The sequence below is a fragment of the uncultured Sphingomonas sp. genome (assembly GCF_913062585.1).
GTDB lineage: Bacteria > Pseudomonadota > Alphaproteobacteria > Sphingomonadales > Sphingomonadaceae > Sphingomonas.
This window is the reverse complement of record NZ_CAJXWX010000002.1, coordinates 21,277-40,233: the sequence shown is the minus strand read 5'-3', so window position 1 is coordinate 40,233 and position 18,957 is coordinate 21,277. Positions and strand designations below refer to the sequence as shown.

Here is an 18,957-nt window from a genome sequence, read left to right as displayed (position 1 = left end):
TATCCCGCCAGGGGTTCAGTAGTCGTCGTTCGACGAGTCATAATCATCGAAGTCGCCCGATCCGCGATCGTCGTCGCCGTCACCGAAATTGTTGATCGTGACGTTTTCCGGCCGCTCCATGAAGCCCTGGCCGCCACCGAACATGCCGCCACCACCCTGATGGCCGAACATGTTGGACAGGCCGGAGAACAGCATCTCGCCGCCGACGACGCCCGCCGCCGTGGTGCCCGCGCTGCGCAGGAAGCTGCCCAGGCCACCGCCACCCGAAAAGACGCCGGGCCGCGCCTCGGGCGGGGGCGGCGCATAGCTGTCCTGATAGCCGTTCTGCGGGCGACCGCCCCAGGGGCCGTCATTGGCGCGGGGCGGCAGGAAGCTGCTGCCCGACGACACGGGGGCCGCCTGCGCCCGTTGCCGCTCCAGCTCGGCGATACGCTGCTGCGCGACGTGCAGCGACTGGTCCGCGACGATGGCATGCTGGACCAACAGATAGGCCGCGTCGGGATTGGCCGACAGGGTGCGCGCGATCATCGCCTCGGCCTCGCCGTCCTTGGCCCCGGCGCGTGCGGCGGACAGCTCATCCAGGAAGCGGGTCAGGAGGGTGCGTTCGTCAGCGTTCATCGAAATGCTCCATTCGTGCGGCGCACACATCGTGCGGGCCGGAGCCGAATCAAGATCGCCGCGCGACCATGACGCAGAAGTCACCCCATGGTTGGCTGACGGACAGCCCCGCCCCCCTCCCTCAATGCTCGCCGAACAACTCCCGCTGCGCCTTGTCCAGCTCCTCGGCATAGCGACGGCGGACATAGGGTTCGGACAACAGGCCCAGCACGTCGCGATCCGCGCCCACCACCGCAATCTCATCGGCATCAGCGGCGTCGAAGGCGCTCATCACCGCCTTGACGTTCGCATCCGGCAGCAGCGCATGGTCGCGGTGGATGGCCAGCGTCCCCACCGCCTCGGCCGGATCGAGCCCGTCGACATAGGCCGACGCGGTCTGCACGATCCCGGCATAATGATCCTGGTCGTCGACCAACACCACCCGGCTGGTCGCGCCCAGCGGAAAGGCGCGGCGGAACTCGGCGATGGTCGTGCGGTCGGGTGTTGCGCGCTCGACCCGGCGCATCATCCGCCCGGCGGTCAGCGTGCGCATCCAGCCGACGTCGCGCGCGCTCTTGATCGTCTCGCCGCGCAAGTGCAGCCGCCAGGTCGAGAAGGAATAGCCGAACGTCTCGCGCACGATCGTCGTGGTGACCAGCGAAGCCGCGATCGCCGCCCCGGCCAGCGAGAAGTCGTGCGTCGCCTCCAGCACCATCATGGCCATGGTCATCGGCCCACCGACCACCGCGACCGCGAACGCTGCCATGCCGACCAGGGCGGCATTCTGCGGGTCGATCACCGGCGCGCCCGCGCCCCAGGCGATCAGCCCGGCATAGATATGCCCGAGCAGGCTGCCCAGGAACAGCGAGGCGAAGAATAGCCCGCCGCGAAAGCCGAAGCCCAGCGACACCACCGACGCCGCACTCTTCATGATGAAGATCGCCGCCAGGAAGCTCAGCGGCAGGCCATATTCCAGGTCGAGATGCAGCGCGCCGTGCCCCGCCGACAGGACTTGCGGCGTCAAGAGCGCGAGCGGCATCAGCAGGACGCCGCCGATCACCGGCCGCCACGCCGCCCTGACCGGCAGGCGCCGGGCCAGGCTCTCCATCTCGGCGACCGCACGCATCAGGACGATGCCCAGCCCTGCCGCGATCGCGCCCAATCCGGCATAGACGAGATAATGATGGGTCAGCACAGCCTCGCCCGCCACTGCATCGACGATATAGGGCTGGGCGTGCAGCATCTGCGCGACGAGCACGCCGGTCAGCGCGGCGGCCGCCACCGGCGCGATCGCGGCGGGCGTATAGGCACCGATCACGATCTCGAAGGCATAGAAGGCCCCCGCAAGCGGCGCGCCGAAAGCACCGGCGATCGCCGCACCGGTCCCCGCCCCGACCAGCACACGCAAGTCGCCCCGCCGCAGCCGTAGCCAGCCCCCCGCGATCGAGGCGAGCCCCGCGCCAAGCTGCGCATAGGCCGCCTCCAGCCCCACCGAAGCGCCAAAGCCGTTGGACAGGATCGTCTGCCCCGAAATCACCAGGCTGTCCGACCAGGACATGCGCCCGCCATGCAGGGCATTGGCCTCCACCGCGTCGACCAGCCGCCGTCGCCGCGCCCGCGTCGCCCAGGAGAATGCAGCGAGCGCCAGCCCCCCGGCGGGCAGCGCCAGCACCGCCGGCCAGGACAGGGTGGCGGCCGCGCTCAGCCTTTGCTCGTCGTCCAGCGTGAACAGCAGATGCTGCAGCAATCGCGCGACCGCCCCTTGCGCGACGCTCAGAAAACCCGCCCCGGCGCCGATCGCGATCGCCAGCAGGACCAGGCTGGCCTCGCTCGACCGGACGCGACGGCGCAGCCAGGAGGGCGCTAGGCGGAGGAATGGCATGGCGCCGCTATGTCGCCAAAGCGTTCGTCCCGCCAGTCGGCATTCCAGCCCCCGCCGCTTGCCGGATGCGCACCGTCAGCGCCAGTTCGTCGCGCGCGGTCAGGACCTTGCGACGCACGTCGATCGGCAGGCCCGCTTGCGTCGCCAGAAAATCGTCGACGATCTTCAGCGCCGTCGCATCCACCTGTCCGCCGATAAAGGCGTCGATCCAGCCGGGCAGGAAGAAGATGCGCCGATTCTGGCGGATCCATTCCAGCCGATCGAGTGCCGGGCGCAGGAAGGGCCGGGTCAGCGAGGCCTGCTCCACCGCGTTGAACGCGCCCAGGCTCTCGCTCGCCCAGGCTTCGTTGAGCGTCTTGTCGTCGAAATAGCGGGTGAAATAGGCCGCCTTGACGGCGGCGTCCGGGGTCGCGGCGCGCGCGACGAAGGCGTCCTTGACCGCCTCGCTCGACTGGTCGTGCTGGCGTTCGGCCTCGTACAATGCCGTGGCGTCGGGTGCGCCGATGGTGATCAGCCGCCGCACGATCGCCCAGCGCGTCGGCTGGCGGACCGGCTGGCCGACCAGGGTGGCCCGCCCGGCGAGCAGGTCGCGCAGCCGCGCGAGCGCCAGCGGGCTGCGCGCGGTCGCGATCAGCCGGTCGAGCGCATCCTTGCGCAGGCCGTATCCCAGCCGCGCATCGTCGATCCGGGCGAGCAACGCGGCTTCCCAGCGCGGGCGGAGGCCGGCTGCCTTGCCCTCGGGCAGATAGAGGTCGAGTGCGGCGGCCCCCCGGCCCAGGATCGTGCGCGAAACCTGCTCGTCGGTCTCCCCGGGCAGATGGTCGAGCAGCACCGCGACATAATGATCCGGCGCGAAACGGACGTCGCGCACCATATCCCATAGCGCGCTCCACAACATGGCGCGCAACAGCGTGTCGCGGACCGTGCCGACATGGCCGACGATCCAGTCGACGGTGCGATCGTCTGGCAGGAACAGGCCATAGCCCTGGTCGCCGTCATTGGCCCAGACATAGTCGGGCACCGGCAGCCCCGCCGCGCCTGCGACGGTCGCGCTCCGCCCGTCGAACGCGGCGTCGAGGATGACGTCCGCCCGGTCGTGATAGCCCAGTCGCACCCGCACCTTCATCGGCCAGGCACCCCCCGGATCGCCCGGCAGCGCCCGCACCGGCCGCTGGTTCAGCGTCAACGCGGTGATCTTGTCGCCGGCAAGGCGCAGATCGGTATCGACGCGCGGCAAGCCGGGGCGCAGCATATAGTGCCGCCCGAACGCGCCCAGATCGACGCCCGACGCCTTGCCGATCGCGCCCAGCAATTCCTGCCAGGTGGCATTGCCATAGGCATGGGCCTTCAGGAAATCATGCAGCCCGCGCCGGAAACCGTCCTCGCCGACCAGGAAGGCGAGCTGTTTGATGACGGCGGGCGCCTTGTTGTAGACGATCGGGCCGTAATTGCTCTTGGCCGCATCCAGATTGTCGAGCGGCTGCCACAGCGCCTGCGTCCCACTGGTCGCATCGGCGCGATAGGCCGGGGTCTTGGTCGATAGCAGGAAGGTCGTCCAGGCATTGCTGTCCGGCTGCAACTCGGCCTGGATACGCGCCGCCATATAGGTGGCAAAGCCTTCCTTCAGCCACAGATCGTCGAACCACCGCATGGTGACGAAGTCGCCGAACCATTGATGGCTGATCTCGTGATAGATGGTCGCATCGCGCGAGACACGCTGCGGCAGGGTCGGCGGCTCGCGGAAGACGAAGCGATCCTCATTGTAGAAGATCGCCCCGACATGCTCCATGCCGCCAAAGGGAAAGGCGGGGGCGAGCACCAGATCCAGCTTGGCGAAGGGATAAGGCACCGCGAACCAGTCGGCCAGCCAACGCACGGCGGCGCGGTTCGTCGCGATCTGCGCCTCGGCATCAACCTCGCCCTTGCGCGAGGCGCGGGCATAGAGCGTGATCGCCCGGTCGCCGGCCGGGGCGGAGGTCCAGCTGGCCCAGGGTCCGGCGGCGAAGGCGGCGAGATAGGTCGAAATGGGCTCGGTCTCGGCAAAGCGCCAGCGGGTGGCGCCGCCCGCCGCCTCGCGTGCGGCCAGCGGCCCGTTCGCAATAACCGTCCAGCCACCGGGCGCCGTGATCGTCCAGCGAAAGCGCGCCTTCAGGTCGGGCTGGTCGAAACAGGGGAACAGCAGATTGGCGTCGGAAGGGACGAGCAGCGTGTAGAGATAGGTCTGGTCGTCCTTGTCGTCGTGATAGCGGATGATCGCCGCGCCGGATGCGGCGATCGGCGTCTCGAACCGGGCGTTGACGCGGTTCGCGCCCGTCCGCAACAGCGGCTCGGGCAGGACCAGATGGCCGTCACGCCGCCCCTCGACCGGCGCGGGGCGACCGTTGATCGACAGATCCGTAAGTACCGATCCCCGAAAGTCGAGGATCAGGTCGCCGCTCCTGGCCTTACGCTGGAAGGCGATGGCGACGCTACCGCTCGCCTTGTCCGACGCAGTCACGTCGAATGCCAGATCGTAACGGACGTCCGAAATCTGCACGGCCCGCCGTCTGGCGAGCGCCAGTGCGATACCCGGCCCCGCCCCCGGATTCGACGCCTCGGCGAGCAAGCGTCCATGCGCGGCACCCCAGCCGGCGGCAGGCAGCAATATCGCGTTACGCAGCACCGCGCGTCGTTCGTTCATCCGTGGCACGCTTCACCCTCCGCTGCGGTTCGGGCGAGACACTATCGTCCGGCGCGCCACCGGCAAGCCGTTCCGGCGCCAAGCGCGACGCCTGGGACTGGATCGACATTTGTCTTTCCCTCGCCCCTCGCAGAAGGGAGAGGGATAAAAACGGGCCGCAGCACCGCCCCCCGCACCCGGCCCGAACCCGCGACTGTACCAATGATCGTCGTACCACCGGGCCGCCGCCATGCCCCGCATCCCGGGTCGGCGCGGCAGCGGCCACATTATGCTTGCCAATATCCCACCATTTGCGGATGACCGGCGCGCCAGCGGCCAGACGGGACAAGGGGCGACGATGGTCCTGATCAAGACGGGATTGCTCTATTTCGACCAGGCGATCCGCCAGGGTTCGATCCGCAAGGCGGCGGAAACGCTGAACATCGCATCCTCGGCGGTCAATCGGCAGCTATTGCAGCTGGAGGACGAGCTTCAGGTCCAGCTGTTCGTCCGGATGCCGCGCGGGATACGCCCGACGGCGGCGGGCGAGGCGCTGCTCGGCTATATCCGGCGCTGGAAGCGCGAGAGCGTCGCGCTGCATCACGACATGCTGCGTCTACGCGGTGGCGAGCGCGGCGTGATCCGGATCGCCGCCGCTGAAAGCCTGGCCGACCAGATCGTCCCCCGTGCCATCGCCCGCCATCAGGAACGCTATCCGCTGATCGAATTCTCGCTGCTGGCGGGGGGCAATCACCGGGTGAAGGCGGAATTGCTGGCCAAGGAGGCGGACGTCATCTGCGCCTTCGACCTGACCGGCACCCCGCGTACTGCGACCGTCGCGCATGTCCAGACGCCGATCGGCGTCATCGTGCCGCCGGGCCATCCGCTGGCCGCGCTCGACCGGGTGACGCTGCCCGACTGCATTCCGCATCCGGTCGTGACGCCGAACGACGACTGGCTGAAGCAGAGCGTACTCCACGACCTGTTCGACGCCAGCGACGTACCGCTGAAGCGGGTCGCCACCGTGGAGCGGGTCGACACGCTCAAGAACCTGGTCCGTGCCGGGATCGGCATCGCCTTTCTGTCGCGCATCGGGCTGGAGCGCGAGCTGGCGGCGGGCGAGTTGTGCTGGGTGCCGCTGGCCGAGGGGATCGTCCGCCCGGCCAGCGTGTCGATGCTGCTGCAACGCGGGCGGGTGCTGCCCATCTATCTCAGCAGCTTCGTCGACATGCTCAAGGAAGAGTTTGCGCGGCTGGAGACATAGGCGCGACCGGCATCGGGGCGTCCGCCGCGTCGGCCAGCCGCCGGGCGAGAAAGGCGCAGGCGATCAGCTGCAACTGGTGAAAGACCATGACGGGCAGCAGGACGACGCCGACCTGCGCGGGCGGGAACAGCACGCCCGCCATCGGTACGCCGGTCGCCAGGCTCTTCTTCGAGCCGCAGAAGCGCATCACCACCGCATCCGCCGGGGCGAGCTTCATCGCGCGCGCCATCACGCCGGTCAGCGCCAGTACCAGCGCCAGCAGCAGCGCGCACCAGCCGACCAGCGCCGCCAGTTCCCCCGCCCCGACCCGCGACCACAGCCCCTCGCTCACCGCCGCGCCGAATGCGGTATAGACGACCAACAGGATCGACCCGCGATCGAGCGTGGTCACTAGCCGCTTGCGCGCCGCGATCCAATCGCCGATCCACGGCCGCAGCAAATGCCCCGCCGCGAAGGGCACCAGCAGTTGCAGCACGATGGTGCGCACCGAGTCGAACGACAGCGCCACCCCGCCGGTGCCGGGCAGCAGCAAGGCGGCCAGTGCTGGCGTGACGGCGATGCCCAGCAGGTTGGACAGCGACGCGCTGCACACCGCCGCCGCGACATTGCCGCGCGCGATCGCGGTGAAGGCGATCGAGGATTGCACCGTCGAGGGCAACAGGGTCAGGAACAACAGCCCCGTGGCCAGGTTCGGCGCGACCAGCCCGCTGCCCGCCAGGATCAGGCCCAGCAGCGGGAACAGCACGAAACTGGTCGCCAGGATCGCCGCATGCAACCGCCAGTGCCGCGCCCCCGCCAGCAGCGCGCTACGCGACAGCTTGGCCCCGTGGACGAAGAACAAGGCGACGATCGCGGTATCGGCGGCGATGTCGAAGAACCGCACGCCGACCCCGCGTGGCGGCAGCAATGTCGCGATCAGCACCGTCGCCAACAGCATCAGCACATAGGGTTCGATGGTCGCGAGCAGGCGGCGGATCATCACGTCACTCCGGTACGAAAACAGAGGGCTCAGCTGCCCCGATAGGTCGAATAGCTGTAGGGGGAGACGAGCAGCGGCACATGATAATGCCCCCCCGCCCCGGCGATGCCGAAGTCGATCGTCACCCGGTCCAGAAAGGGCGGATCGGCCAACGCCACCCCGGCCGCCCGGAAATAGTCCGCGACCGCGAAGCGCAGGGCGTAACGTCCCGGCGAAAGGCGCAAGGCCGCCAGCGCCGGGCAGCGCCCGTCCGCATCGGTCACTCCCTCGAACAAGGGCGCGCCCTCCCCGTCGAACAGGGTGACGGCCACCCCCGCCGCCGGACCGCCGCGCACCGTGTCGAGGACATGGGTGGAAAGGGTCGCGCTCATGCCGCCGCCTCCCGGCGCGGCCAGGAGCCGACGAACTCGGGCTCGTCATAATCCAGATAGGCCGCCATCATCGCATCGCGGTCGTCGAGGAACAGCTGGTCGGCGACCCCCGCGACCAGCCGGGGCAGCGCATGGCGAAGCCCCGACAGCGCCGAGGCGGACAGGCCCAGGCTGATCAGCCCCGAATAGTTGAACGCGAACAGCCCGTGCAGCGCCGCCGCCTGGTCTGGCTCGCGCGGCAGGAACTGGAAATTGGGCCCCAGATAGGGATGCGCGTCGATCAGCGGATGGGCCCCGTCCGCCGGGCGATAGCGATCGGACCAGCGCGCGATGCCGTCCGCGACCAGCGCCAGCTCCGGCCTGAGCGCCGGATCGGTGACGAGGCCGGTCGACAGGACCAGGAAATCGAACGTCTCGGTCCCGCGCGGCGTCGTCACCGCGACCCCCTCGCCGCTGTCGGCCACGTCGAGCCAGGGCGTACCCAGATGCAGCTGGAACCCCGGCAGCGCCGAGGCGCGGTCGAAGGTGTCGTTGGTCGGCGGCTGGCTGCGGTCGAAAAAGGCGACCATCATCCGGTATTTGGCCTCATCGTCCAGCGCCGCGAAGCGCCCGACGATGCCGCTGCGCTCCATATGCCGGATCGGATTGACGCGCGGCAGCGCGGGTCGACGGACGAAGACATGCGCCTCCGCCACGCCCGCGGACAGCGCTGCATGGGCATTGTCGAACGCCGAGGCCCCCGCCCCCAGCAGCGCGATCCGCTTGCCCACAAGCGCGGCATAGTCGATCGCCGCCGAGGTATGCGCATAACGGCTCGGGTCCACGCGCTCGCGCACCATGGCGGGAACATGCCAGTGGCCGCCGCCCTGGATACCCGTCGCCAGCACCACCTTGCGCGCCAGCAGCGGCGCATCGTCCGCCAGATGCACGCGGAACCGCCCACCCGCCCCCTGTATGCCTAGTGGCTCGATCAGCGTGACCCGCGCCTCGTTGCGCACCGGCAGGTCCAGCACCGCGCGATACCAGCGCAGATAGGCCATCCAGTCGCGCCGGGGGATCTTGTCGAGCGCCGCCCACCCCTCGGCCCCATGCTGCGCCTCCCAGAAGGCGCGGAAGGTCAGCGAGGGGATACCCATGTCGATCGCGGTCAGATGCTTGGGCGTGCGCAGCGTCATCATCCGCGCATAGGTGTCCCACGGCCCCTCATAGCCCGCCGGATTCTCGTCCAGCACCAGGATGTCGGACACCCGCTCGCGCATCAGGCCGAAGGCGGCGCCCAGCCCGCTCTGCCCGCCGCCGATGATGATGACGTCATGGACATGCCCCTCCGCATCGCTTTGCGGCCGGGTCCAGGCGGGGCCGCCATGCGCCAGGCGTTCCAGATCGTGCGCAACCTGCTCCGCCAGCGCGGCCAGGCCGATGGGATGGGTCATGACAGGGTCTCCAGTCGCAGGCGGACGATATGGCCGATCTCGGTCAGGGCGGTCGCGATCTCTGCCTCGCGGTCATGCGCCAGCCGCTCGGCCATGGCGCGCAATATGCCCGCCCGGTCGGTCAACCGGACGCAGATGACAAAGGGAAAGCCGAACCGCTCGCGATAGGCGGCGTTCAGCGCGTGGAACCGCTCGAATTCTTCGCGGGTCATGCGGTCGAGCCCGGCCGAGGCCTGCTCGCTGCGCGACTCCTCGGTCAGCGTGCCCGCGATCGCGGCGCGTCCGGCCAGTTCGGGGTGCGCGCGGATCACCGACAGGCGTTCCTCGGGCGTGGCGGCGGCCAGCGCCGCCATGATCCCGTCCGCCAGATCGGCAAAGGGCCGCCGCGCCGCCGCGCGCTCCACCACCCAGGGCGAATGCTCGACCACGCTGGCATAGCGTGCGACGAACGCGGCGTCCGACAGGCTATTGAAATCGGTCACGATCCCGCTCCCTCGATGGAGACATGCGCGGCGACGACTTTCCATCCGTCGGCGAAGCGGACCCAGCTCTGGCTCTGGCGTCCGCGTCGCGTGTCGCCGTCGCGGAAGAACTCGGCATTGGCGGTGGCATGGTCGCGGCCGAAGCTGTGGATCGCGACCATGCCCAGCCGACGTTGCGGCGACCCGCCGCGCCCTTTGCGGAACGCGCGGATGGCGTCGGCGCCGTACAGCACCTCGCCCACGCCGTAGCGGATGGTGGTCGGATGATCGTGGAACAGCCGGTCCATCGCTGGCACGTCATCGGCCATCAGCGCGGCTTCATAGGCGTGGAAGGCGGCCGTCACCTCGGCCACGACCTGGGGATCGTCGATGATCATTTCGGGCATCATGCGGGATGCACCTCCTTCCAGTGTCGGGCGATATCGATGCGGCGCGCGATCCAGGCGTCGCCGCTGGCGATGACATGGTCGACGAAGCGGGCCAGCGCCGCCGCGCGGGCCGGGCGACCGCCGATGCGGCCGTGCAGGCCGACCGACATCATCCGCCCGCCCTCGGCCCGCAACTGCTCGAACGTGTCGCGCAGATAGCGGAAAAAGGGCTCGCCATCGGCAAAGCCGTTATAGGCGACGAACTTCATGTCATTGGCGTCGAGCGTGTAGGGCACGATCAGTTGCGCCCGCCCGCCATTCGCCTCGGCGTGGCGACGATCCCAATAGGGCAGGTCGTCGGCATAGCTGTCCGCGTCATAGACGAACCCGCCCTCGGCCGCGACCAAGGCGGCGGTAGTGGGAGAGGTCCGCCCCTGATACCAGCCGAGCGGCCGGGTGCCGGTCAGCCGGGTGTGCAGGGCGATCGCCTCGGCGATGTGCGCGCGCTCCACCTCGGGCGGGACATATTGATAGTCGATCCAGCGATAGCCGTGGCTGGCGATTTCCCAATCGGCGGCCAGCATCGCGTCGACCGTCGCCGGATTGGCCGCCATGGCGGTGGCGACCGCGAAGGCCGTCACCGGCACCTGCCGCTCGGCGAACAGGCGGTGCAGCCGCCAGAACCCGGCACGCGCGCCATATTCGTACAGGCTTTCCATCGCCATGGCGCGGGCGGGATGGCTGACCGCGCCGACCATCTCGGACAGGAATGCCTCCGACCCCGCATCGCCGTTCAGGACGCTGTTCTCCGCGCCTTCCTCGACATTGACGACGAACTGCACCGCGACGCGCGCGCCGCCGGGCCAGCGGGGATCGGGCGGCGTCGCGCCATAGCCGATCAGGTCGCGCCGCGCGGTCATGCCGCATAGCTTTCGAGCGCGGCATCGACCCCGGCGCCGGCGGGCAACACCAACCCCTCCGCCCGCAACACCGCCTCCAGCGCGGCCAGCGTCAGCAGCACCTTGTGCTTCATCGCGTTGTAGCCCATCGCGCCGATCCGCCAGACCTTGCCCTGGAGCGGGCCGAAGGCGGTGCCGATCTCGATCTCGAAATCCTCGCGCATCCGGGTGCGGACCCGCTCGCCGTCGACGCCCTGCGGGATATGGATGCCGGTGACGTTGGTCATGCGGAAGCGGTCGTCGCCGAACACCTCCAGCCCCAGCGCGCGGGCCCCGGCCACCACCGCCCGGCCCGCCGCCGCATGGCGCGCGAACCGCGCCTCCAGCCCCTCGCCCAGTGCGACGCGGGCACATTCGCGCGCGCCGTAGAGCATCGTCGTGGCTTCGGTATGGTGGTTCAGCCGCTTCTCCGACCAATAGTCCATGATCATGGCGAGGTCGAAATAGTTGGTCCCGATGCGCACGCCGCCCGCATCGACGATGTCGTCGCGGCGGATGCCCTTTTCGACATGGCGACGGCCAAGGATGCGCTCGGCGGCGCGCGGCGAGATGGTGATCGGGGCCGAGCCCGACGGACCGCCCAGGCATTTCTGCAAGCCGCCGGTCACGACATCCGCGCCCCAGCGGTCGGTGGCGATCTCCATCCCGCCCAGCGTCGCGGTGGCGTCGACATAGAGATACGCCCCCGCCGCCCGGACCAGCGCCCCTACCCCGTCGAGCGGCTGCGCCATGGTGGTCGAGGTATCGCCGTGCACGCAGGCGACGACCATCGGTTCGACGCGCGCGATCGCCTCGGCGATGGCGTCGAGCGGCACCGTCTCCCCCCAGGGCACCGACAGCCGCTCGACCCGCGCGCCGATCCGCTCGCCGATCTCCTGCAAGAGCAGGCCGAAGCGGCCGAAATCGATGACCAGCAGCCGGTCGCCCGGCGCCAGCAGCGACACCAAAGACGCCTCGATCGCCGCGCGCGCGGTACCGTCGATCAGGAAGGTCCAGTGATTCTCCGTCCCGAACACCGGCCGATAGAGCGCCATGACCTGGTTCATGTACCCGGTCATTTCCGGGTCGAACTGGCCGAGCAGATCGGCGCTCATCGCGCGCAGCACGCGCGGATGGGCATTGACCGGCCCCGGCCCCATCAACAGGCGCTGCGGCGGGTCGATCTCACCGAACAGGTCAGGCGTCACGATCATCTTCTCCCAAAAGCTCGATAAAGCCGCGCATCGCGGCCAGGGCGGCATCGGCATCGGCCGGATCGACATGCTCGGCCGGGTGATGGCTGATCCCCCCGGCACAGCGCAGGAACAGCATCGCGACGGGGCCGAGCGCGGCCATCGCCATCGCGTCATGCCCCGCCCCCGACATCAACCGCCGGGCGGGTTGCCCGGTCGCCAGTATCGCGGCGTCCAGCAGGTTCATCAGCCGCGGATCGCAGGGCGTGGGGGGCAGGTCGTGGATCGTCGCGACCGACAGCGCGACATCGCGGTCGCGCGCGATGGCCTGCATCGCCGCATGAATCGCGGCGGCGGCCCGGTCACGCCGGTCGGTCGTCCCCGCGCGAATGTCGACGGTGAAGCGCACCTCGCCCGCAATGACGTTCGCCGCACCCGGCGCGACCGCCATCCGCCCGACCGTCGCCACCAGCTCGGACTGGTCGGCGCGCGCAATGTCCTCGATCGCCGAGACCATCCGCGCGGCGGCGGCCAGCGCATCGCGGCGCAGCGTCATCGTCACCGTCCCGGCATGGCCCGCAAAGCCCGTCACCGTCACCTCCAGCCGCAGCTGCGCCGCGATGCCGGTCACGGTGCCCAGCGCCAGCCCCTCGGCCTCCAGCACCGGGCCCTGTTCGATATGCGCCTCCAGATAGGCGAGCAGCGTGCCCGGCGCGCGCGCCGCCATGGTCAGCGCATCCGCCCGGCTGCCGAAGTCGCGCAGCGCGGCGTCGATGGTGATCCCCCCGGCATCGGCCATGTCGGCCGCGCCGGGCGGCAGCGTGCCCGCGACCGCGCGGCTGCCCAGCATCGCGGCGGGAAAGCGCGAGCCCTCCTCGTCGCCGAAACCGATCACCTCGATCGCAAAGGGCATCCGCCGTCCCTCGGCCTGGAGCGCGGCGACGCATTCGATGCCCAGCATCACGCCCAGCGGCCCGTCATAGGCCCCCGCGTCGCGGACGCTGTCCAGATGGCTGCCGATCACCAGCGCGGGGGCGTCGGGACGCGTCCCCTCATAGCGGCCGATCAAGTTGATCGCGGCATCGCGGCGCACCGTCATGCCCGCCGCCTCCATCCACGCCCCGACCCGCTCGATCGTGGCGCGATAGGCGGGGGTCAGCCAACCACGAAACAGCCCGTCGGGCACATCACTATAGGGCGCGCGCGACAGTTCGAGGCAGCGGGCCGCCGCGCGGGCTCCTGATGCGTTCACCATGTCGCCACCATCCCATCGCTGCGCGGATCGGTCGCGCCTTCCAGCAGGCCGCCGGGATGGCGCAGGATCGCCCCGGCATGGCCCATCATCGACGACCAGCCGGGTACGGTCTCCACCGCATGGCCTGCCGCGCGCAGTTGCTCGTACAAGGCGGGGTCGAACCCCGCCTCGATCTTTAGCGTGGTGCTCTGGTCGCCCCAGGTCCGCCCGAGCAGCCAGCGCGGCGCGTCGATCGCCGCCTGCAAGGGCTGGCCGAATTGGGCGTGGCGGGTGAAGATCGCCGCCTGGGTCTGCGGCTGCCCCTCGCCCCCCATCGTGCCATAGGCCATGACCCGCCCGTCCGCGAACCGCGCCAGCGCCGGGTTCAACGTGTGGAAGGGCCGTGCACCGGGGTGCAGCCGGTTGGGGCCGTCACCGTCCAGCGCGAAGGAGCAGCCCCGATTCTGCCAGGTGATGCCGGTGCGCGGCAGGACCAGGCCCGATCCGAACTCGAAATAGGTGCTCTGGATACAGCTGACCACCTGACCCCGCGCATCGGCCGCGCCGAACCAGGTCGTGTCGCCCAGCGCCGGGGGATGCGGCCAGGGCGCGGCGTGATCGGGGTCGATCGCCGCCGCCATCGCATCGAGCATGGCCTTGTCGTCGAGCAGCGCCTGCGCCCCGGCGGTCATCGTCGCCGGATCGCCGACATGCGCGTCGCGCCAGCGAAAGGCCTGTTTCGTCGCCTCGACCAGCCGGTGGACATGGTCGAAGCCGTCGCACATGCCTGCGCCCAGCCGGTCGAACAGTGCCAGGATCAGCAGCGACGCCACCCCTTGCGTCGGCGGCGGCAGGTTGAAGAGACGCGCGCCGGTGATGTCCACGGCCAACGGCTCCACCGGCAGCGCGGCGAAGGCGGCGAGGTCCGCCGCCGCGATGGGGCTGCCGAGCATCGCAAGGTCGGCGGCGATGTCCTGCGCCAGCGCACCGCAGTAAAAGCCGTCCAGCCCCTCGCCCGCCAGCCGCTCCAGCGACGTCGCCAGCGCGGGCTGGCGCAACAGATCGCCCTCGGCCAGCGGACGCCCCTCGGGCTCGAAGATGCGTGCATAGTCGCCGGGCAGGTCGCGCAGCGCGGCCGAAACCGTGGCGGCGATCTGCGCCCCGCCGGCGGTGACGGCCACGCCGGTCCGCGCATGATGGATCGCATCGCGCAGCAGCCGGTCGAGCGACAGGCTCGCCCCGCTCTGCGCCAGCGCCGCCTGCCACCCCGCCACGGTGCCCGCGACGGTGTTCGCCGCCAGGGCCCCGCGCCACGGGATGGTCGCATGGTCGCGGTACAGCGCGCGATCCGCCGCCATCGCCGCCGCACCGCAGCCGTCGATCGCCCAGGTCCGCCCGTCCGGCTCGGCGACCAGCCAGAAACCATCGCCGCCGATCCCGGTCATGTGCGGATAGACGACCGCCAGGCAAGCCGCCGTCGCCACCGCCGCCTCGACCGCCGAGCCGCCCTCGGCCAGCACGTCGCGCCCGGCCTGCGCCGCCAGATGATGCGGCGCGCTGACCATGCCGCGCAGCGAACGGGGTGTCGCGCGCATCATGCCACCAGCCCCACCGATACGAGCGCCGCCGCCGTCTCGAACAACAGCGCCTCACGCCCGGCGGCGGCGATCAGCTGTACCCCGATCGGCATCGCCCCCTCGGGCTGGCGCAATGGCACCGACAGGATCGGCACGCCCGCCAGGCTCAGCGGCTGGGTATGCAGGCCCAAATCGGCGCGCGCCGACAGGGTCTGGCCGTCGATCTCGATCGTCGTCGCGTCGATCCGAGGTGCTGGCATCGGCGTGGCGGGGGCCAGCAACAGGTCGTGCTCGGCCAGCGCGGCCATCAGTTCGGCCGTGAAGCGTTCGGCGACCGCCTCCGCCTCGCGAACCGCAGCCACCGGCTGGAGCGCCCCCGCGATCAGCCGGTCGCGCGTCGCCGGGTCGAACGCCATCGCGTCGCGGCGCAGCGCGGTCAGATGGCGATATCCGCCCTCCGCACCGGTCAGCACGAACCCGGCCGACCGCGCGGCGGCGGCGGAAGGCAGCTCCACCGGCGGCCCGGCTTGCAGATGGTCCGCGATCCGCGCGATCCCGGCCAGCACCACCGGATCGGCCAGCCGCGCAAACCAGCCGCCCAGCACGGCGACGCGCAACGGCGCATCCGCCGGTGACGCCATGGCGCCGCCCATTATCTCATGCGCAAGCGCCAGATCCTCGGGGGAACGGGCAAAGGCGCCCACCGTGTCCAGCCGCTCGACAAAGGGAAAGACGCCCTCGACCGACAGCGCCCCGAAGGTCGGGCGCAGGCCATATATGCCGCACAGGCTGGCGGGCACGCGGATCGACCCATTGGTGTCCGATCCCAGCGCCAGCGGCACCAGCCCCGCCCCGACCAAAGCCGCCGACCCGCCCGACGATCCCCCCGCCAGCCGCTCCGGATCGCGTGGGTTGCGGGTGGTGCCGTAATGCGCATTCTCGGTCGAGAAGCCGTAGGCGAATTCATCCATATTGGTGGTCGCGACCAGCACCGCTCCGGCGGCGCGCAGCCGCGCGACGACTTCGGCATCGCGGGTCGCCGCCGGGGCATCGGCCCGCTGCCGTGCCCCGGCGGTGGTGGTCTCCCCGGCGACGTCGAACAGGTCCTTGACCGCGAAGGGCACGCCCGCCAGCGGCCCCGGATCGCCCCCGGCGGCGACCAGCGCGTCGACCCGCTCGGCATCGGCCAGCGCGTGGGTATGCAATAGCCGGGTGGCGGCGTTCATCGCCCCCCGCGCAGCGATGCGGTCGAGCGTTTCCGTCGCGATCCCCCGCGCGGAACGCCGCCCCGCGCGGACATCGGCGGCGATGGCGATGGCACTGTCCATCATCGCGCATCCCCGCTGGCCGCATCGCGCACGACCGCCTGGTGCCGGGCGAGCAACCGCTGATTGGCCACCACGCCGTCCACCGCCGCCGGGGGCAGGACCAGCCCCAGGCGCTCGGCCTGCAGCATGGCGAGCCGCCGCTCCTCTTCGGTCGCCTGGGTCATGCGCGTGTCTCCCTTCATGGCTCGACTCAGAAACTGTACCGGACGCGCGCGACGATGGTGCGCGGCGGGATCAGCTGGTCGAAAGTGGCGTTGACGCCGAAGACGTCGGTGAAGCGCGTGCTGATCCCGTCGGTGTCGAACAGGTTCTGCGCGCTCAGGCTGAGATCCCAGCCACTGTCCCAGCGGACCCCGCCGGTCAGATTGACCTGGGTATAGCCCGGCACATGGTCGATCGCGGGATTGTTGAACACGCGCGACTGCATCGCGCCGCGCCGGATCAACAGGCCCGAGGCATAGCCGCTGGGCCCCGCGCCGAACCGATGGCTCCAGCTGACGCCCGCCGTGCCGCTGAAGGCGGGCGTCTTGGCCAGCTCATTGCCGTACAGGTCGCCGATCACCGCCGCGCGGGCCAGCGTGACGGCGGGCGCGAAGATGTTCACCCGCCGATTGACGACCAGATCGCGCTCCGCCGCCGTCGCGTTCACGCTGTCCAGCGCCCGGACATGGCCGCTGATCTTGCTGTCGAGGAAGGTCAGCCCGGTGTTGAACCGCAGGTCGCGGCTGGGCGCGAAGGTCAGCTCGGCCTCGGCGCCCAGGATGCGGCTGTGCGGGATGTTCGCCACGCCGCTCGACCGGTTGCGTGGGTCGCTGGTCATATATTGCAGGTCGGTATAGTCGTAACCGAACCCCGCCAGATTGGCGCGCAGCCGCCCGTCGAGGAAATCGGCCTTCAGCCCCAGCTCATAGGCGTCGATCCGCTCCGGGCGGAAGGTGCGCAGCACCAAATCCTCGGCGACGTCGGGAATGCCGAAGGTCAGGTTGTTGCCGCCCGGCTTGAACCCCCGCGTGTACGAGGCATAGGCCATCCGCCCCCGGCCCAGGTCGAATTCCACCGCCGCCCGGCCGGTCAGCGCCGTCGCCTGCGACGTGATGTTCGCAGTCGGCCGGCCGGTCGACAGGGTGAAGAAATTGAAGTTGCGATTGGTCGCCCGGTCGTCGGTGTAGCGCAGGCCGCCGGTCATGCGCAGCCGCTCGGTCGCGTGCCATGTCGCCTGGCCGTAGAAGGAGAAGGAGCGCCGCTCGGGAAAGAAGTCGCTCTGGAAGCCGATATCGCCCGCGGGCGGCAGGCCGTTATTGGCGACCGGGTTGAACGGGTCGAACACCCCGTTGCGGTTGCGGTCGACACGCTCGAACGAATGCGCGTCGATCTTCTGCTGGAACCAGAAGGCGCCCAGCACCCAGTCGACCGCCCCGAACAGGGGCTGGCGCGAAACGAGGTTGAGTTCGGATGTATAGGATCGGTGCGCCTGATCCTGCCGCTCGTAGAAGCTGCGCTCCACCGCCAGCGGGCCGACCAGCGCGACGTTGGAAAAGTCGTTGTCCCGATATTTGCGGATATCCTCGCGCTGATGGCTGCCGAGATATTTGACGGTAAAGCCCGGCAGGTCCCAGGTCACGACGGCGCTGTAGAGTTGCGACCGCAGGAACAGGTGCGACGGCGAATCCTGCGACAGCTGGCGATCGCCATCCGCATCGCGGCGCGGCGTCGGATCGAGCAGGCCGAAGCGGGCCGGGCCGTTGGTGTCGCTGCGAAACTGCTGCGCAGTCAGGTCGATACGGAGCGTGTCGACCGGCTGCCACAGCAGCTGGATACGCCAGGCCGCGTCGTTGCGCTGGTCCAGCTTCTGCCCCGATGCGATATTGGTGGTGGTGCCGTCCTGCTTCAGCCAGCTTGCCGCCCCGCGCACCGCCATGGTCGATCCGATCGGCAGGTTCACCGCCGAACGCAGGTTGCGATAGTCGAACGAGCCATAGGCCGCGTCGAGATAGCCCTCGGTCCGGCCGAGCTTGGGGGCGGCGGTGACCAGGTTGATCGCCCCGCCGGTCGAATTCTGGCCGAACAGCGTCCCCTGCGGCCCGCGCAGCACCTCGACCCGCCCGACATCCAGGAAATTGCCGCCCAGCGCGAAGGGCGACACGATATAGACGCCGTCCTGATGATAGGAGACCGACGGCGCGGCGACGTCGTTCTGGTTCGCCTCCTGTCCGACGCCGCGGATCGAGATCGTGGTCCGCTCCCCCTCGGCATTGCCGACGGTCAGGCCGGGGGCCAGCGCGCTCAGATCCTGGAAGCTGTTGATGTTGTTCGCCACCAGCGCATCGCCGGTCAGCGCCGTGATCGCCTGGGGCACGCGTTGCAGCCCCGCCTCGCGCTTTTCGGCGGTGACGACGATGTCGGGCAGATAGTCCTGCGCCGCCGCCTCCGCAGGCGCGACCGCGCCGCTGGCCGGCGGCGCGGTCTGTGCCGCGCAGGGTTGAATGATCCATGTCGCGCATGACAGCAGCGACCATTTCGTCCAGTTCATCATTGCCCCCAACATGCCGTTCCGCCTGGGCCCTGGGCGCGGTCCCCCGATCGTCCGCCGGATGATCCCCTGTGCCCCGCCCGCCAACGGCCCGATTGTTAGCGTCGCCGAACCGATCTCCA

General features: G+C 70.0%; 16 protein-coding genes. 1 reads left to right on the top strand and 15 read right to left on the bottom strand.

The window, feature by feature from the left end:
• Positions 1-15 precede the first annotated feature (15 nt).
• From QZ546_RS01930 to QZ546_RS01920, 3 genes are all read right to left on the bottom strand, one after another.
• Complete coding sequence (locus QZ546_RS01930) at positions 16-618, bottom strand: DUF2076 domain-containing protein (RefSeq protein ID WP_294233851.1); 603 nt, start codon at positions 616-618, stop codon at positions 16-18.
• Positions 619-739: 121 nt separating this feature from the next.
• Entirely contained in the window at positions 740-2,479 is a 1,740-nt protein-coding gene (locus tag QZ546_RS01925; RefSeq protein ID WP_294233848.1) for a chloride channel protein, read from the bottom strand.
• 7 nt (positions 2,480-2,486) lie between these two features.
• Positions 2,487-5,159: a M1 family aminopeptidase gene (locus QZ546_RS01920; protein WP_294233846.1), complete on the bottom strand. Its 2,673-nt coding sequence runs from the start codon at positions 5,157-5,159 to the stop codon at positions 2,487-2,489.
• Positions 5,160-5,496: 337 nt separating this feature from the next.
• Here QZ546_RS01920 and QZ546_RS01915 point away from each other — a divergent pair, with 337 nt between their 5' ends.
• A complete protein-coding gene (locus tag QZ546_RS01915) occupies positions 5,497-6,402 on the top strand; it encodes a LysR family transcriptional regulator (protein WP_294233842.1) in 906 nt (301 codons plus the stop codon).
• Here QZ546_RS01915 and QZ546_RS01910 read toward each other — a convergent pair.
• From QZ546_RS01910 to QZ546_RS01855, 12 genes are read right to left on the bottom strand one after another with little or no spacing between them, the layout of a single operon-like run.
• Positions 6,371-7,381: a bile acid:sodium symporter family protein gene (locus QZ546_RS01910; RefSeq protein ID WP_294234635.1), complete on the bottom strand. Its 1,011-nt coding sequence runs from the start codon at positions 7,379-7,381 to the stop codon at positions 6,371-6,373. The genes QZ546_RS01915 and QZ546_RS01910 overlap by 32 nt on opposite strands.
• A gap of 29 nt (positions 7,382-7,410) precedes the next feature.
• Positions 7,411-7,752, bottom strand: a complete 342-nt coding sequence (uraH, locus tag QZ546_RS01905) for a hydroxyisourate hydrolase (RefSeq protein WP_294233840.1) — start codon at positions 7,750-7,752, stop codon at positions 7,411-7,413.
• Positions 7,749-9,185, bottom strand: coding sequence for an NAD(P)/FAD-dependent oxidoreductase (locus tag QZ546_RS01900; protein WP_294233837.1), 1,437 nt, complete (start codon positions 9,183-9,185; stop codon positions 7,749-7,751). The genes uraH and QZ546_RS01900 overlap by 4 nt, the downstream gene beginning before the upstream one ends.
• Positions 9,182-9,667, bottom strand: coding sequence for a 2-oxo-4-hydroxy-4-carboxy-5-ureidoimidazoline decarboxylase (gene uraD / locus QZ546_RS01895; protein WP_294233836.1), 486 nt, complete (start codon positions 9,665-9,667; stop codon positions 9,182-9,184). The genes QZ546_RS01900 and uraD overlap by 4 nt, the downstream gene beginning before the upstream one ends.
• Entirely contained in the window at positions 9,664-10,044 is a 381-nt protein-coding gene (hpxZ, locus tag QZ546_RS01890; RefSeq protein ID WP_294234631.1) for an oxalurate catabolism protein HpxZ, read from the bottom strand. The genes uraD and hpxZ overlap by 4 nt, the downstream gene beginning before the upstream one ends.
• Before the next feature lie 8 nt (positions 10,045-10,052).
• Positions 10,053-10,955 (bottom strand): allantoinase PuuE, encoded by a 903-nt coding sequence (gene puuE, locus QZ546_RS01885; RefSeq protein WP_294233833.1) that lies wholly within the window; start codon positions 10,953-10,955, stop codon positions 10,053-10,055.
• Positions 10,952-12,187: an alanine--glyoxylate aminotransferase family protein gene (locus QZ546_RS01880; RefSeq protein WP_294233830.1), complete on the bottom strand. Its 1,236-nt coding sequence runs from the start codon at positions 12,185-12,187 to the stop codon at positions 10,952-10,954. The genes puuE and QZ546_RS01880 overlap by 4 nt, the downstream gene beginning before the upstream one ends.
• Complete coding sequence (locus QZ546_RS01875; RefSeq protein ID WP_294233827.1) at positions 12,171-13,421, bottom strand: allantoate amidohydrolase; 1,251 nt, start codon at positions 13,419-13,421, stop codon at positions 12,171-12,173. The genes QZ546_RS01880 and QZ546_RS01875 overlap by 17 nt, the downstream gene beginning before the upstream one ends.
• Positions 13,415-14,995, bottom strand: coding sequence for a gamma-glutamyltransferase family protein (locus tag QZ546_RS01870; RefSeq protein WP_294234628.1), 1,581 nt, complete (start codon positions 14,993-14,995; stop codon positions 13,415-13,417). Before QZ546_RS01870 ends, QZ546_RS01875 begins: the two co-directional genes overlap by 7 nt.
• Entirely contained in the window at positions 14,995-16,308 is a 1,314-nt protein-coding gene (locus QZ546_RS01865; protein ID WP_367113497.1) for an AtzE family amidohydrolase, read from the bottom strand. The genes QZ546_RS01870 and QZ546_RS01865 overlap by 1 nt, the downstream gene beginning before the upstream one ends.
• Entirely contained in the window at positions 16,305-16,469 is a 165-nt protein-coding gene (locus tag QZ546_RS01860) for a hypothetical protein (RefSeq protein WP_294233824.1), read from the bottom strand. The genes QZ546_RS01865 and QZ546_RS01860 overlap by 4 nt, the downstream gene beginning before the upstream one ends.
• A gap of 26 nt (positions 16,470-16,495) precedes the next feature.
• The gene (locus tag QZ546_RS01855; protein ID WP_294233821.1) at positions 16,496-18,850 is read right to left on the bottom strand and encodes a TonB-dependent receptor; all 2,355 of its coding nucleotides are present in this window, start codon (positions 18,848-18,850) and stop codon (positions 16,496-16,498) included.
• Between the last annotated feature and the right edge of the window lie 107 nt (positions 18,851-18,957).